The sequence below is a fragment of the Fonticella tunisiensis genome (assembly GCF_004364155.1).
In the GTDB taxonomy this organism is placed as follows: domain Bacteria; phylum Bacillota; class Clostridia; order Clostridiales; family Caloramatoraceae; genus Fonticella; species Fonticella tunisiensis.
The window spans coordinates 96,447-112,944 of sequence record NZ_SOAZ01000009.1; the positions used below are offsets into that span (position 1 = coordinate 96,447).

The 16,498-nt window shown below is 36.2% G+C and carries 13 protein-coding genes; 5 read left to right on the top strand and 8 right to left on the bottom strand.

Going from position 1 to position 16,498, the window contains the following annotated elements; all coding sequences use genetic code 11:
* Window positions 1–386: 386 nt before the first annotated feature.
* The 3 genes from EDD71_RS07090 to EDD71_RS07100 all read right to left on the bottom strand — a co-directional run bounded on the left by EDD71_RS07090 (window position 387) and on the right by EDD71_RS07100 (window position 4,146).
* Window positions 387–1,919, bottom strand: coding sequence for a gluconokinase (locus tag EDD71_RS07090; RefSeq protein WP_133628047.1), 1,533 nt, complete (start codon window positions 1,917–1,919; stop codon window positions 387–389).
* Window positions 1,920–2,203: 284 nt separating this feature from the next.
* Entirely contained in the window at window positions 2,204–2,899 is a 696-nt protein-coding gene (locus EDD71_RS07095) for a DUF554 domain-containing protein (protein ID WP_133628048.1), read from the bottom strand.
* 326 nt (window positions 2,900–3,225) lie between these two features.
* Window positions 3,226–4,146: a transposase gene (locus EDD71_RS07100; RefSeq protein ID WP_133628049.1), complete on the bottom strand. Its 921-nt coding sequence runs from the start codon at window positions 4,144–4,146 to the stop codon at window positions 3,226–3,228.
* 217 nt (window positions 4,147–4,363) lie between these two features.
* Between EDD71_RS07100 and EDD71_RS07105 the strand changes: the two genes are divergently transcribed.
* The 3 genes from EDD71_RS07105 to EDD71_RS07115 are packed head-to-tail and all read left to right on the top strand — an operon-like array spanning window position 4,364 to window position 6,982.
* The gene (locus EDD71_RS07105) at window positions 4,364–5,386 is read left to right on the top strand and encodes an ABC transporter substrate-binding protein (protein WP_133628050.1); all 1,023 of its coding nucleotides are present in this window, start codon (window positions 4,364–4,366) and stop codon (window positions 5,384–5,386) included.
* 17 nt (window positions 5,387–5,403) lie between these two features.
* Window positions 5,404–6,186, top strand: coding sequence for an ABC transporter ATP-binding protein (locus EDD71_RS07110; protein WP_133628051.1), 783 nt, complete (start codon window positions 5,404–5,406; stop codon window positions 6,184–6,186).
* Complete coding sequence (locus EDD71_RS07115) at window positions 6,176–6,982, top strand: ABC transporter permease (protein WP_133628052.1); 807 nt, start codon at window positions 6,176–6,178, stop codon at window positions 6,980–6,982. Before EDD71_RS07110 ends, EDD71_RS07115 begins: the two co-directional genes overlap by 11 nt.
* A 165-nt stretch (window positions 6,983–7,147) precedes the next feature.
* Here EDD71_RS07115 and EDD71_RS07120 read toward each other — a convergent pair whose 3' ends face one another.
* From EDD71_RS07120 to EDD71_RS07140, 5 genes are all read right to left on the bottom strand, one after another.
* The gene (locus tag EDD71_RS07120) at window positions 7,148–7,795 is read right to left on the bottom strand and encodes a hypothetical protein (protein ID WP_133628053.1); all 648 of its coding nucleotides are present in this window, start codon (window positions 7,793–7,795) and stop codon (window positions 7,148–7,150) included.
* Between the two features lie 104 nt (window positions 7,796–7,899).
* Window positions 7,900–9,180 (bottom strand): helix-turn-helix domain-containing protein, encoded by a 1,281-nt coding sequence (locus tag EDD71_RS07125; RefSeq protein ID WP_133628054.1) that lies wholly within the window; start codon window positions 9,178–9,180, stop codon window positions 7,900–7,902.
* Between the two features lie 145 nt (window positions 9,181–9,325).
* Window positions 9,326–10,630: a helix-turn-helix domain-containing protein gene (locus tag EDD71_RS07130; RefSeq protein WP_166636381.1), complete on the bottom strand. Its 1,305-nt coding sequence runs from the start codon at window positions 10,628–10,630 to the stop codon at window positions 9,326–9,328.
* Window positions 10,631–11,049: 419 nt separating this feature from the next.
* Window positions 11,050–11,217 (bottom strand): YtxH domain-containing protein, encoded by a 168-nt coding sequence (locus tag EDD71_RS07135; protein ID WP_133628056.1) that lies wholly within the window; start codon window positions 11,215–11,217, stop codon window positions 11,050–11,052.
* A gap of 71 nt (window positions 11,218–11,288) precedes the next feature.
* Window positions 11,289–12,227 carry a hypothetical protein gene (locus EDD71_RS07140; protein WP_133628057.1) on the bottom strand — a complete coding sequence of 313 codons (939 nt, stop codon included), beginning with the start codon at window positions 12,225–12,227 and terminating at the stop codon, window positions 11,289–11,291.
* 241 nt (window positions 12,228–12,468) lie between these two features.
* Between EDD71_RS07140 and EDD71_RS07145 the strand changes: the two genes are divergently transcribed.
* Together EDD71_RS07145 and EDD71_RS07150 are read left to right on the top strand one after the other, a co-directional pair.
* Window positions 12,469–14,214 carry an ABC transporter ATP-binding protein gene (locus EDD71_RS07145; protein ID WP_133628058.1) on the top strand — a complete coding sequence of 582 codons (1,746 nt, stop codon included), beginning with the start codon at window positions 12,469–12,471 and terminating at the stop codon, window positions 14,212–14,214.
* A gap of 2 nt (window positions 14,215–14,216) precedes the next feature.
* Window positions 14,217–16,250, top strand: a complete 2,034-nt coding sequence (locus tag EDD71_RS07150) for an ABC transporter ATP-binding protein (RefSeq protein ID WP_133628059.1) — start codon at window positions 14,217–14,219, stop codon at window positions 16,248–16,250.
* Window positions 16,251–16,498 lie beyond the last annotated feature (248 nt).

Here is a 16,498-nt window from a genome sequence, read left to right on the forward strand (position 1 = left end):
AATTGTATTTGACCGTAGGAAATTTAACGAATTCACTTGGCATGTTATCTGTCTTAAACCTTAGAACCTCTATGCGCAAGGGTAGTTTTAAGCATAATATATTTTATCACAGAGTCTTTTGAAAATAAAACTGTACAACGCGTTGCTTTCAATATTTATCATATCAAACATATAACATTCCTTCAAATTATACTAATTCTTTCATATACAGGCGTATGAACATGGGGCTTTCAATTGTAAAAAGCCGCTATTTTAGAATAAAATTCTAAAATAACAGCTTTTATGAAGATCCAGGGATGTCTCTACTGTTCGTTGGCCTTAATCTTAGGAATATGCAGCGCCACTTATATTATCAGGTTTTGAGTCCTTTGGAAAATTGACCTTCTTTAAACATTGTTCTGTAAACTTGACAGCATCTCAAAAACAGGCATCATTCCATCAACGGCCTGCCTGTAAACCTTAAAAAGCTTTTTATAGATTTCCCTGTTTTCCTGTCTTACCTCATAGGCCTTAAAGTCTTTAAACATAAATGAGCAGTCCTCAAGCTTTCCGATCTCTCCAGTTGAAAGCATTCCAAGCATAACTGCACCGAGGCATGGGCTTTCATAGTTCTTATGCACAATAACCTTCGTATCCATAATATCGCAAAGTATGTGAACCCACTCCTCGGACCTTGTAAAGCCTCCATCCGCATATACCAATTCTACATTTCCAACAAGATTCTTAACAGCTTCAAAGACATCGTTCATATCATAACATATACCTTCAATTATTGCTCTTGTAAAATGGCTCTTCTTATGGGCATCTGATATACCAAGGAAAGCCCCTCTGAGATTTGCATTCCAGTAGGGAGCCCTCTCCCCTGCAAGGAATGGAAGAAATATAAGTCCGTGGCTTCCAGGTTCGGTGTTATTTATGTACTCATTAAGGAGAGTATAACTGTCCACTCCCATCTCCTCGGCCCTTTTAACCTCCATCTCTCCGAAGTTGTCCCTGAACCACCTGTATATTATTCCTCCGTTGTTTATGGGTCCGCCAACAATGTATTTGTTCTCAGTCAAAACATAGCAAAATACCCTGCCCCTGCTGTCTGTAACAGGCCTATCAAAGGCAACCCTTACCGCACCGCTTGTACCAATAGTTGCTGCGGCAACGCCAGATTTTATGGCATTTGACCCAAGGTTTGCAAGACAGCCATCGCTTGCACCTAAAATAAAGGGCGTATTTTCTGTAAGCCCTAACTCTGAGCACAGATCTTTTTTAAGCCCCGTCATAGAATAGGTTGTAGGTACCGGCTTTGATAGTTTTTCCGTATCTATTCCGGCGGCTTTGAGAGCCTCTTTGTCCCATTTTAGCTCAAAGATATTGAACATTCCTGTGGCAGAGGCTATTGAGTAGTCCACCACAAATTCATTAAAGAATTTAAGGAATACGTATTCCTTAATTGAAATAAACTTGTGGGCTTTATTAAATATATAAGGCTCGTTATCCCTGAGCCACATTATTTTATAAAGAGGCGACATTGGATGGGTTGGGGTTCCTGTTCGCTTGTAAATTTCAATCCCCCTACCGTTTGCTTTAAACTCCTCTGTATATGCAACACTTCTATTATCCGCCCAGATTATGCAGCCCGTTAAGGGAATTCCATCCTTATCAACAGCTATAAGGCTGTGCATCATTGAACTGAAGGAAACAAAGGATATTTCCTCTGGACGCAACATCGATTTTTCAATACATTCTTTTATAGTATGCTTTACGGCATCAAGTATCTCATCGGGGTTTTGTTCTCTAAAGGAAGGTCTATTTGAATATATGGGATATTCTCTCGATGACTTTGAAATCACCTGTCCATCTTTATTGAAAACTATAGCTTTGGTGCTTGTAGTGCCTATATCTACACCTATACAATACTGCGGCATATTAACATCTCCCCAAAATAATTTTCTAACTAGCCTGTACACACAAAAAATTGAAATATTTTCGAAACTTTTCTTCAAATTAATTATATATGAATTCCAGTGGACATTCAAGGAATGAATTGAACGCGCCCGGTCCAGATACATAAGGGACAGTTCAGCAATCTAAAAACATGGTAAAGCTAAGCTTTAGCATGTGTCGTTTATATGATCTATATAATGAACTGTCCCCAACAATTTTGAACCTGGGGACAGTTCATTATAACAGAGCAGCTACCGCTCTCCACCTAAATCAGATTTATTATATATGAATAAATAATGTGATATATCACAGGTATGAAAACTGCTGGAAGAAGGTTTGCAACTTTTATTTTGCCTATTCCCATCATATTAAGCCCAATGCCGATTATTAAAAGGCTTCCTGCAGCAGTCATATCGGCAATTACATTTGAAACAAGTATATCCTTTAAAAATGATGATGCAATAGTAATGATACCCTGATAAATAAAAACTGATATTGAAGAAAGAGCTACACCTATTCCCATAGAAGAAGTAAACACAATTGAGGAAACTCCATCAAGTATTGATTTTGCAAAGAGAATCTCATGATTTCCCTTGAGACCACTTTCCAGAGATCCAACAACTGCCATTGCCCCAACACAGAACAGCAGGCTTGCAGATACAAATCCCTCTGAAACTTTTCCTCCTCTGCCTTTAAGATTTCTCTCAATATTATCTCCCAGCCTTTTTAATCTCTCATCGATATCTATGACTTCCCCTATAATGGCACCTATAACCACGGATAAGATGGCCAGCAATAAATTATCAAACTTCAGAGCACCTGAAGCACCTATAAGCATTACACAAAGTGCCAATCCCTGCATAATCGTATTATTTATCTTCTCAGGTATTCCACCTCTGAGTAAAAAACCTATTAAACTACCGAAAAATATACTAAGAGCATTAACAATAGTACCTAACATATTTCAACCTCCAATCGAGTAAATTAGGGACAGTTCAACAAAGTGTTTTTAAATATTCTAAAAAAATTGCTTTTCATAACGTCTCTAAATTTTTCATAGGGCTTGTATAAAGCAATTCTTAACCAAAACAAACACCTTGTCAGTCCCTCTGCTTGTCCACTACTATACAATAAATATATTTTAATACATTTATAAAACTTCAACTATATATACTTAAAATTATTTGCCATAGTACATAATTTAAAGTTGATAACTGCCGACTATACTTAATAAAATGTTTGCTGCTTAAAATAAATTGACAAATGGCAGATTAAAACTATATAGCTTTAATAAGAAGCAGCGTATTCCTTCAGAAAATCCATTATAATATTTCTATAATCATCTTTTTGCTTTGTTAGCATATATCCTTCAAAACAAAGTTTTGATGCATATGATTGTGTAATATTTCCCATAACAAAACATATATCCTTCTGTCTCATATCACAAAGTCCCCTCATCAAAAAAGCACAAAGGGATTTTAAAGCTTTTACATTCTTCACATGCTTTAGCTTTACCGAACTTCCATCTTCATTTGTATACTTTGACACAAAATCTATTACTTTTTCAGGCTCAACATTTCTTACAATTATATTCCTTTCGCTTCTATATTCTGCCTTTTCTTCCTTAAAAGCTATTACCCTCTTAAGTTCATCCTTGTCACAGCTTTGGACAAATTTTAAATAATCCATTCTTGCATTTTTAACATCCCTGCTAAACTGCTGCATGACAAAGGCAGCATCAACTAAAGCCAGGCTGTCCTTTCTTATTCCTAAATATATCCCCAGGCTTGAATAACGATATTTATGAACATTATTTTTATAACCGTCTATATCGGAAGGGTTATTGTGTATGTATCCTGATAGAGTAACCAGATACCTGTCGCTATCCACGATTTTGCTTTTGAACCTGTCGGCAAAAAGATGTCCTGCTCTTTCATATTTCCTGTTATAATACTGTGCATAACTTTGGTTTATTCCGTGCATGATCTTTGAAATATCTGCACCACAGGCATCGATAATAATATGGCCGTGATTATCCATAAGGCAATATGCATACACCTTAAACTTGAAATTTTCCTGGTATCTTTTAATAGTTTGAAGATACCTTTCCTTATCATCATCACAACGGAATAACAACGTACCACCGACACTTTTTACCATAATGTGATATATTGAATCAAAACTTTTTATTCTGGCACATCTAGGCATATACTATTCCCTCTTTCTTTTTTATTTGAAATTATCACCATATTTTGGATGGTTATTCAAATTCAAAAAGAAAGGGGCATAATTTTTATTTTTATAATCCACTTCAATAATCAATGGCTCAAAAACTGAGTGATGTTGAACTGTCCCCATAATTTAGTGTCACATCAGCACAATTTCTCATATTATACAGTGATAATTAATAATGGAGGGTGCATATATGAAACGACACCTTAAGATTATATCTGCAGTGATTTCATTTTTTATGATTACTTCTACATTCTACGGTTGTAAAAAGCAACCTGACAAACAGCTCATTAAAGTAAGGCTAAATGAGGTTGTAAGGTCAATCTTCTATGCACCTATGTATGTGGCCATAAATCAGGGGTTCTTCAAGGAACAGGGAATAGAAATCGAACTTTCAACTGGCCAGGGTGCTGATAAAACAATGCAGCAGGTAATTTCAGGAAATGCAGACATAGGCTTCTGTGGGCCTGAGCAGGTTATATACCTTTATAATCAAGGAAGAGAGGACTACACCATCATCTTCGGCCAGCTCACAAGAAGGGACGGTTCATATCTTGTTGGCAGAAAACCCGAGCCGGATTTTAAATGGGAAGATCTTAGGGGAAAAACCATTATAGGCGGTCGTCCAGGCGGTGTACCTGAAATGACTCTAGAGTATATATTAAAAAGCCACGGCCTAACCCCTGGAAAGGACGTAAATATCATTACAAACCTTGCATTTACTGCAACGCAAAGTGCATTCCAGGCTGGCACAGCTGACTATGTAGCAAGCTTTGAGCCCACAGCTAGTATGCTTGTTAAGCAAAATGCAGGACATATTGTCTCCTCCATTGGTTTAGAATCCGGAGAAGTTCCATATACGGCTTTCTTTGCAAAAAAATCCTATATAGAAAAAAATCCCGAAATAATACAGAAGTTTACAAATGCAATCTACAAAGGAATGTTATGGGTATATTCCCATACATCAAAGGAAGTTGCTGAAGCTGTTATAAGCTTTTTCCCTGGATCAGATGTCGAGATGCTTTCATCAATAGTTGATAGGTATAAAAAAGAAGGGCACTGGGGCAAAGATTTAATTTTAAAAGAAGAGCAGATTTCGAGGCTCATGGATATCATTCAATCCTATCAGGCCGACCTTATTCCAAAAAGGCCACCTTATAAGGATATAGTTACAACAAAATATGCTGAGGAGGCAATAAATCAGGTTAAAAAATAACCTACAGGGAGGGGATAATGGTGGCTACACTTAAGATTGAAAACCTTTCAATAAAATATCATACTCTTGATGATGAAACTGAAGCTGTAAAAAATCTCAATCTAGATGTAAATGACGGCGAATTCATAAGCATAGTAGGCCCATCGGGCTGTGGAAAAACAACAATTTTGTCCGCCATAGCAGGTCTTTTAAGACCATCCAGCGGCAAAATCTACCTCGATGGCTCTGAGATAAATTATCCCTGTAACAAAAACTGCAATAAAATAGGATATATGCTTCAAAGGGATCATCTATTTGAATGGAGATCCATACTAAAAAATGTTACCCTTGGACTTGAGATACAAAATAAGTTTAACAAGAATTCAGTTAAAAAAATTGAGGATATGCTTCAAAAATATGGCCTCCTAAGCTTTAAGGACTATTATCCACATCAGCTATCGGGGGGCATGAGGCAGAGGGTGGCCCTAATCAGAACTTTAGCAACGGATCCTGAAATTCTTTTGCTGGATGAACCCTTCTCAGCCCTGGACTATCAAACCAGGCTGGCTGTTTCGGATGAGATATACAAAATAATAAAAGATGAAGGCAAAACCACTATTATGGTTACCCATGACATAGCAGAATCCATAAGCCTTTCTGACAGAGTTGTAGTCCTCAGCAAAAGGCCTGCGCAGATCAAAAATATTTATGACATTAAACTCTCGGTTGAGAATAGAACTCCTTTAAAATCCAGAGAAGCTCCTGAGTTCAGATACTACTTCAACGCTATATGGAAGGAGCTGGATATCCATGTTGAATAAAAATTATTCAAAGGAACATGAAGAATATCTTAAAAAACTAAAAAGGCGGAAGATGGCTATAATTACTGTGCAAATTCTTATATTAATTCTATTCTTTGTTCAGTGGGAAATTATGGCCAATTTAAAAATAGTGGATCCATTTCTTGTAAGCCAGCCTTCAAGGATGGTGAAATTTTTGATAAAGCTCTACAATGAAGGTACACTTTTTAGACATATTGGGGTTACATGTTATGAGACCATTATAGGCTTTGTTCTTGGTACCATCATTGGAACTATCATTGCTATACTTCTTTGGGCTTCGGATTTTATCAGCAAGGTACTTGACCCATATCTAGTTGTCTTAAATGCCCTGCCAAAGATAGCATTGGGACCAATAATTATTTTCTGGGTTGGAAATGGGCAGCCGGCAATAATTGCTATAGCCCTGATGATATCATTAATTGTTACCATAATTTCTGTGTCGTCAGGCTTTAAGGAAGTTGACAAGGATAAAATCAAGCTTTTACAAACCTTTGGAGCATCGAAATTGCAAATTTTAAGATATGTTGTGCTTCCTTCCAGCATACCGACTATGATTTCAGCCCTCAAGATAAACGTTGGACTGTCCTGGGTAGGAGTTATCGTTGGAGAATTCCTTGTAGCCCAGGAGGGATTGGGATTTCTTATAGTATTTGGGGGTCAGGTGGCACAGCTTGATATGGTTATGCTCAGCATAATAATACTTTCGGTTGCGGCGTATTTGATGTATGAGATAGTCGCCATCTTCGAAAGGAAGTATCTGAGGTGGAGAGGGTGATGAACTGTCCCTAACAATATGTACCTGAAAGATTGTGACGGGTCTTTGAGTCTGCCCGCTGGACGTTATAGCAACCCAGCAAGCGGATGCAAAGCCCCGTCCCTACAATTTAATTTTACAGGAAGCATGAATAGTCTTTCAATTTAAAAGGCTTATTAGACATCCTCATATTGTTAATTTTTCCCTAAGTTCCATCATCTTTACCGCTGCGTCATAGGATGTGTTTAAAATCATTTTTCCCTGCCTCAGGCACTCTTTTTTATTATATGAATAACCAATTCCAATGTCTAAATTGAACTTTCCTTCATTTATATTGCCCTCAACAATTTTTATAAGGCTTTCATAGGTTTTGCTGTTCATATCAAAGGAGTTAAGAGCAAGGCATCTCAATTTTCTATTTTTTGCATTTTGATCTATATAGATATGCATAAACTTACTTGCTATTATTTGTTCCCAGATTATGTTCTTCTTGTTTGCAAGCATATCCAGCACATTTTTGCACTGCTGTTCATCCCTGGCTTGAAATATAAGCTCAATATCAAGTCCCTCGTAATTTAAGGATATGAATATTTTACTTATACCAGATACATGTTCAACGGATATGTGGCTGCTTCTCCTGTTAAAGTTTTGAAAATCCTTCTGGAGTTCAAATACTCCTCCGGTTTTTGCGTGGTACATCTTCTGTATTTCATAACATAGCCCTCTGAAGTGATTTTTAACTTCATTTCTTCCCTTTTCGTATTCATCTTTTTCAAGTTTATCCTTTTTCTTAAAAAATTCAAAGTCAGTTGAAGTAAACCCATTAAATTCCATAATACCCCCTCCTTTTATATAAGCAAAAGGCGAATTTCCTGTACTTTCAATATTACATTAGATTTTAAGGAAATTCGCCATACTCTTTATAAAGCCCAAAATTACTACAGCGTAATGGACCTTGCCTTTACAATATAATCCACTGCTGACTTCTCATCCCCTGCCGCCCTATACATTTCAGAAAGCTTCATATAAAGCTTTGATTCCTCTTTGATATCCCCCTGTTTTTGAATGTAATCCAGCGCAATGAATGCATAAATCTCTGCCCTGTCATATTCTTTAAGCTCGCTATGGTATTGAAACTTGGCTAAAAACACTTTTATAAGCCCACTTTCATTGTTCTGCTTAATCATTTTTTCTTCAGCTTCATTGAGGGCGTTTATTGCTCCTTCTATATTGCCCATTTCCTTGTATGCTTCCACAAGGTTTAAATAGGTATCTATAAGGGTACAGTCGCCACTTATCACTTTGTAATCTATAGCTTCCCTGAAATACTTAACGGACTTCTCCATGTCTCCTATATCCCACAGGCATAATGCGGCATTGTTCCTTGCCCTTCCCATGCCTGTGACGTCACCGTCTCTTTTATATCTTTCAAAGGCTTCGTTAAATCTTATAAGACTCTCCTTAATTTGATTGGTCTCCCTGTCAATGGCTCCTCTAATCATCTCAATTCCTGGCAGGAACCTCTCCTTTTTAGGCCATTGCTTCTGTTTGATAAATTCCACAGCTTTATCAAGAAACTCCCTCGCCAGATTTAACCTTTTGAGCGATAGATAGCATAGGGCCAGGTCAAACAGTATTCTTGCCTTTATATCACTGTCCATATCTTCATCGATAAACCTATAGGCATTTAAATAATACCCCAGCGCCATGTTCTGCTTATGAGTATTAAAAAGGGAATTGCCTATTTTTATATAAATATCTGCTGTTATTTCTTTTTTCCTCGTTTTAATATAATAGCTCTGTGCCTTTATTAAAAGATCAAATGAGGTATTAAAGTCTCCCTTTTCATAGAAGCAGTTTCCCTGTATATAGTAAAAACATCCTTTCTGTTCATCATTTAACAGCTGTAGGATGCTCTCCGCCTTATTTATCTTCTTTAAAGCTTCATCGTATTTACCTTCTTTATATAACTTCAGGGCAATCCCATATATTTCCTTAAATTGTTTTCTTGCCTTCTCTTCATCTGATAGGGTAAAGTACTCAACATCCACATTAAGCCTTTCAGCTATATATTGAAGCAGCCCAGGGCTTGGCCTGCATTTTCCCTTCTCAACTGCACTTATTTGAGCTGCAGTAACCCTGTCACCAGCCAATTCCTTTAATGTAAGCCCCATCTGTTTTCTTCTCTGCCTTATTTTATCTCCTAATTTAAGTTCCATACTTTCACCCACTTACCTGTTTGTATACAAATATCTACATAAAAATACATGTTGATATACTATATTCTGCAATTTTTTCAAAATTCCTTCCCTTTATTTATGAATTTTTAGTGGGAAAGTAAATAGAACTTGAAAAATCCATCTTCTATTCATTCAATATGATTTTTAATTCTTTATAATTATCAAGCCCCTTATTTATATAACTGAGAGCAAGTTCCTTTTCTCCTATTTCATTGTAAAATTTGCCCAGTATAACGTAAAAATCTGCAAGCTGCTTTTTATAATCAAGCCCCTCAAGATATTTAATAGCGCTTAAAAGTATCTCCTCAGCTTTGCTTTTGTTGTTTTGCCTGTAGTATATTCTGTAGAGATACTCAAAGCATTTTATTCTTGATAGATGATCTTCATCGTCTATCTTTTCCATAAGGTCCTCTATAGTTTGAAGGGCTTTGTCTAATTGGTTCAGCATGATATAGTTGTCAGAAAGCTTTAATACAGTATCTGCTATGGTCTTGTCATTAATCTCCTTTTTGATTTTAATCGCCTTGTTAAAGTGGGAAAAGGATTCCTCCATATTATTTCCCTTTGCAAAAATAACTCCAAGATTAGTTTCTATGTTAGCTATTTCGTGCTTGTCGTTTATTTCACTGAAAATCTTTTTGGCCTCCCTTGCATATCTCAGAGCTTCCTGCATTTTGTTTTCCTGGCTGTAGGCGATGCTTAATAGTAAAAGTGTTTCACCGTATTCCCTCTTATTATCAAGGACTTTCAATTTTTCCCCTGCTAGAAGTGCATAATCAATTGCCTGGGAAATATTATTGAGCTTGTAATTGCACAGTGCAATATAATAATATATCTTTGTCTTTAAAACCTCATCAAGATGCTTATGTTCATTCAATATTCTGTCGGCCTGCATGAAATAATTTAAAGCAGTGGTAACATAGGTCATCTTCAGGGTTATAACTCCGAGAAGAATAAGGCTGCTTACTATATCATATATGCTTTCTGTCTTAAGAAATATTCCATTTGCAGACAGGCAGACCTGCTGCGCTTCCTCATACTCTCCGTTTTTATATTTTAGATTTGCAAGGGCAAATTCAAGCTTCCCCTTAAAGTAGGAAAGATTATATTTTTGGGCATAATGCATCCCCTTCTCAATTGCTTCCCTTGCCCTCAGATAGTTTTCCGCACCGATTGCCGATTCCGCAATATTTGTATAAAACTCACATATCTTTGAGGCCTGTTTTTCTTCACTTTCAAGGAAGTAATCTATATCGGTGCCCAGCTTTTCAGCTAAATATTCTAAAAGGTCAATACTTGGATTTGATTTTCCTGATTCCACAAGACTTATTTGCCCGGGAGTTACCCTGTCCCCAGCAAGATCCTTTAATGTAAGATTGAGCTCCTTTCGTTTTGCTTTAATCTTTTCACCAAGGGTTAGTACTTCCATTACCATCATCACCTTTAGATTATTTATATTATAAAACCATTATGAAGCTTGTACAAATTTTCATCAATCTATCCTGCAAGTTCAAACTATATATTATGTACTTTTTCTCCACCGGTCCACGATCTGCCGGCATAATAAGGTATTCAACATATTTTGTTCCCTTCAAAGTGCGAATTTTAACTAACTTCCAAATTCAAATTTCAAACTTTTTTAAAACATGATAATATATTATTATACATAAAACAAACGATAGAATACAAGAATTTGTAAAAAAACATTGATAAAATATTTATTTAACCCGTTGTGCTAGATAAATTTACAAACTGACGCTGCGATAAAAAATATATTTACAACAAGTTTATTTAGATTTTTAATATGAAAAAAGCAGCTGCTATTAGCCGCTTTTTTCGCATCAGTCATCAACCCCTCATGGTATCCATAAGTGTCAAGATACTGTTTGTCATTCTTCTGCCAATTTTATTAACCCTTCTTCTGGTTCTATGATCTAATTGAGGCATCATCATTATGGTTGCAGTTGCTCCTATCAGCATTCCTGCAGCCATTCCAGTCATTAATCCACCTCTCATAACACACACTCCCTTCCTTATTTCTAAGAATATGGTATGCATTTTTAAGATTTTATAAACCAGTAAAATAGTTATTTATTTGTCTTTATCTGGATTAATTTTATATCATTGTCCGTTTTGAAAACATATTTATTCTTATTATTCTCCGTTTTCTTATCAACTTCTCCCTGATTATTTATTTCCACATCCCATTTCTCAGAAACGTCAAGTATAATATTTCCCTCATCATTGAAATAAGCCTTTTCAATTTTATATTCCATTAGCTTCTTAGTTACTTTAAAATTATCATCTGCATAAAGCGATGCCTCGTCTATTATTTCACTGTATATTCCTGACCCTTTATCAACACAGCTTATTTCCCCTGGTTTTCCTCCATTTATTATTCCTTCTTTAAATTTAAAATATTCCCAAAGATAGTCTTTACATTTATTTACTATTTCCTTTGATGGTTCCAGTTTAATTTCAGCCTTCTGCCCCGCCATTATCCTAGTTGTATAGGGTTCACAGTTTCTCATAACGACCTTCAAATTGTATACTCCAAAGGGTATCTTTTCAATTTGTACTATACCTTCCTTATTCTGCACCTCGTTGTTTTCAACGTAAACCACGGCCTTCTCAGGAACCTTAATCTGCCAGTTGTATACGTAATCAGAAAATTCCCATCTATATTTTCCATTCCTGTTGACCAGGCTAATATTCCTTACTCCTTGAACTCCCCTTACTTTAATGTATATATATTCTCCAGATTTAACCTTTTCAAGGACTTCTATTTTATTCCCAAAATTATAATCCATGTATGCCTTAAATATCCCTTCGTTAAAATCAGGATTCTCAATAAACTTGTAAAGTTGTGGATAATTATTATTTATAAGATTTTTTTCAAAAAAGCCCGTTTTGTTTCCCCATATGAAATAAAATAAAAACATAGCCGAAAGAGCCAGTACAGCCCCCAGCCCACAAATTAAAACGAGAAATCTAGTTTCCTTTTTATGTAACCTCTTAATCTCCATAAAAACCTCCAAATCTCATAATGTCTATTGCTTCAAGAAGCTTAAAGTGATAACCCCTTCATATTAAAGATTATAGTCATTTTATGGTAATTTTATGCAAGTCTATTGGACAGGCTTAAATTCCTGTCAATTTAAAGAAAAATAAATAGCATATCTATTAGCACACCAAAAAAATTTATTATTTGAAATATCATCCATAAAAATAATATAATTAGTATTATAAAGCAGAAGGGGGGTCTCTATGAAAAATCTAAAACAGCTCATTAAAACTGCCTCTAAATATCGTAAAAAATATTTTATTGGGATCTTTTTTTTACTCTTAATCGACTTCATTCAACTCATTCCACCTCGGCTTTTAGGATATCTCACCGACTCCATGCAGAAAGGAACAGCAAACAGGGAACTTCTTCTAAGATATATAATCTACACACTTCTTATATACCTTGTTATGGCCTTTGGAAGGTATATATGGAGAGTATACATTTTTGGTACCTCAAGGCTCATTGAATATGATATGCGAAATAACCTCTTTAAACATCTTCAGAGCCTTTCACTTAGCTTTTATAACAGCAATAAAACGGGGGATTTAATGGCCCTTGCGACAAACGATTTAAATGCAGTCAGGGCAGCCCTGGGACCTGGAATAATAATGCTTACGGATTCAATAGTTTTATCAATCACAACCCTTATAATAATGCTTTCAATTAACGTTAAACTTACACTCTTGTCCCTAATTCCTCTTCCATTTGTTGCACTCATATCCACAAAGTTTGGCAGGATGATACATAGAAGGTTCTTAAAGGTACAGCAGGCCTTTTCAAAGTTAACGGATATGGTTCAGGAAAACTTCTCGGGAATAAGAATAATAAAGTCCTTTGTTCAGGAAGCAAAGGAAGCTGAAAAGTTCACAAGGGAAAACATGAACAACTTTAATACAAATATGCATCTTATAAGAATATGGGGACTGTTCTTTCCTCTTATTGAATTTGTAGCATCTTTAAGCTTTGTGATACTCCTCGGAGTAGGAGGGGCTTATGTAATATATAACAAAATATCGCTGGGAGACTTTATAACTTTTAATATGTACCTTGGAAGCCTTGTTTGGCCTATGATGGCAGTTGGCTGGGTTATAAACATGCTCCAGAGGGGACTTGCCTCCTTTGAGAGGATACAGGACGTTTTAAACCAGAAGCCCGAGATTGTTGATAGATATGTAGACGATGTGAAATCCTTAAATGGAGATATACATATCCAAAATCTTACCTTTACTTATCCAGGAAATGAAACTCCTTCCTTAAAAAATATAAACATCACCCTCAAAAAAGGCCAAACACTTGGCATAATAGGGCGAACGGGAAGCGGCAAAAGCACCCTCGTAAACCTTTTAGTCAGGCTCTACAACGTTAAAGATAATAACATATTTATAAATGGACACGATATAAATAGAATTCCACTTAAAGTGCTGAGGGAAAATATAGGCCTTGTTCCCCAGGATGCCTTTCTATTTTCAACCACCATAGCAGAAAATATAAATCTTGCTTGTGAAGATTTTGATATGGATAGGATTATTGAAAGCGCAAAGGCCTCAGATATATATGACAATATAATGGATTTCTCAAATAAATTTGAAACTGTGGTTGGGGAAAGGGGCGTTACACTATCAGGAGGCCAGAAGCAAAGGGTATCCATATCAAGGGCCATAATTAAAAATCCAGACATACTGGTGTTTGATGACTGTTTATCTGCTGTTGATGCAAAAACAGAGGTGAAGATACTGGATAACTTAAGGAAAATTATGAGGGACAGAACCTCCATAATCATCTCCCATAGAATATCCGCCGTTAAGGATGCGGATTTAATAGTTGTCCTTGAAAATGGAGAGATCGTTGAAAAAGGGACCCACAGTGAACTCGTTACAAGCGGTGGACTCTATCAGAGCATATATGAAAAGCAGCTGCTTGAGGAAAAAATTCAGGAGGAGGTTTAATCATGGAAGGTTTCCACAGTGAAGATGAAGTTGTAAAGGAATATGACTCCCGGCTGATGAGAAGACTTCTTAAATTTACACTGCCCTATATGAAGTATATTGTTATAGTTATATTTTTAATGCTTACGGTGACAATACTTAATCTTGCAAGACCATATCTAATTAAAACCGCCATAGACAATAATATCAACGGTTTCAAAGGAAGCTATACCTTTATTTCCTATGCAGCAAAGGAAAGTGCAGCAATTGGAGAAAAATATCTGGTAAAGGGAGATATCCCCTCTGGAACCCCTGCTTCCATCGTTTATTTTAAGAATAATTACTATGCTGTGGATGGAAAAATCGATCATAACGCCCCATACAATATAGAGAATAATAGTATTATACAGGGAGATAAAAGTTACAAAGCATACATTCTTTCCACAGATCAGCTTAAGGTCCTAAGGCATGATGATTATAATGGCATAGTTAGATCTACAGTATATCTGCTTATAATAGCAATATCTGTTTTTTTACTTAACTATCTTCAGGTTTATCTTCTTCAATACACAGGGCAGAGGATAATATTCGATATCAGGGAAAAAATATTCAACCATGTTGAAAGCCTGTCCCTTTCCTTCTTCGATAAAAACCCCGTTGGAAGGCTTGTAACAAGGGTTACTAATGACGTTGAGACCTTAAACGAGTTATACACAGGCGTTTTAGTGTATCTTTTTAAGGATGCCTTTTTAATCACAGGAATACTGATATTTATGTTTATACTTAATACAAAACTTGCACTTATTGCACTTTTTTCCATCCCATTTATGGTTGCTGCCGCACTTATATTTAAAAAATATGACAGGGATGCCTACAGGGATGTAAGGGTCAGAATCGCAAGAATTAACGCCTTTTTATCCGAAAACATATCCGGAATGAAAACGGTTCAAATATACGCTAAGGAGGATAAGAAGTTCAGGGAGTTCGATGCAATAAACAGTGATTATTACGAGGCGACGATGAGGCAGGTTACAGTATATGCAGTCTTCCGCCCCTCAATCGATCTTATATCCTCCCTCGCCCTCTCTGCAATGCTCTGGTTTGGAGGAATTAAGGTAATTGGCAAGGAACTTGAATTTGGTACGCTCTTTGCTTTTGTAAGCTATCTTCAGATGTTCTTTGAACCTATAAACGATATAACAGAAAAATACGACATCATGCAGTCAGCAATGGCCTCCTCAGAGAGAATATTTATGCTTCTTGATACTAATGAAAAAATAGAAAATCCAAAAAATCCCTTGTCGTTTGAAAAGCCAAAGGGAGAAATAGAGTTTAAAAACGTGTGGTTTGCATATAGGGATGAAGAATGGGTTTTAAGGGATTTAAGCTTTAAGATTAATCCTGGTGAAAAGGTTGCCTTCGTAGGTGCAACGGGTGCAGGTAAAACGTCCATCATAAGCCTTATAAGCCGGTTATACGATATTCAAAAAGGTGAAATACTCATCGATGGGATAAACATTAAGGAAATTGATAAGCATGATCTCAGAAAAAATATTGCCACAGTACTTCAGGATGTATTTCTTTTTACGGGGGACATAAAGAGCAATATTAGATTAAACAATGATAATATCAGCGACAGGGATATAATTAATGCATGCAGATATGTAAATGCTGACAAATTTATCGAAAAGCTTCCTGATAAATATGACTCACCTGTAAACGAAAGGGGCTCAACCTTCTCCCAGGGTGAAAGACAGCTTATAGCCTTTGCGCGGGCCATAGCCTTCAACCCTCCAATTCTTGTGCTGGATGAGGCAACCTCCAGTATAGACACGGAAACTGAAAGCCTGATTCAGGATGCACTTGAGAAGATCACAAGGAATAGAACCACCATAATAGTGGCCCACAGACTATCTACCATTAAAAACGCCGACAAGATAATAGTGCTTCACAAAGGCAAAATCCGGGAGATTGGCAAACACGAGGAGCTCCTTGAAAAGAAAGGGCTTTACTATAACCTCTATCAGCTTCAGTATAAAGATCTCGAGAAAAAGTAAAACACCCTAAAAGGGCGTTTTACTTTTTACCTATAGGGGGTAGCACCATTCAAATGAATGGTAATGGAGCAAAAGAATAATTATGCATTTTTTATTGTATTATTCTAGCATGACAAAATAAACCCGTCAATAAATTTTAAAAATGTTTTTTACATGGTTCATTGTAAAATTAAATGCAACAGATAGAATAAAAAAATAACAACCATAGTGAAAATCATGTATGATATAGGTGTCTAATCCAAACATAC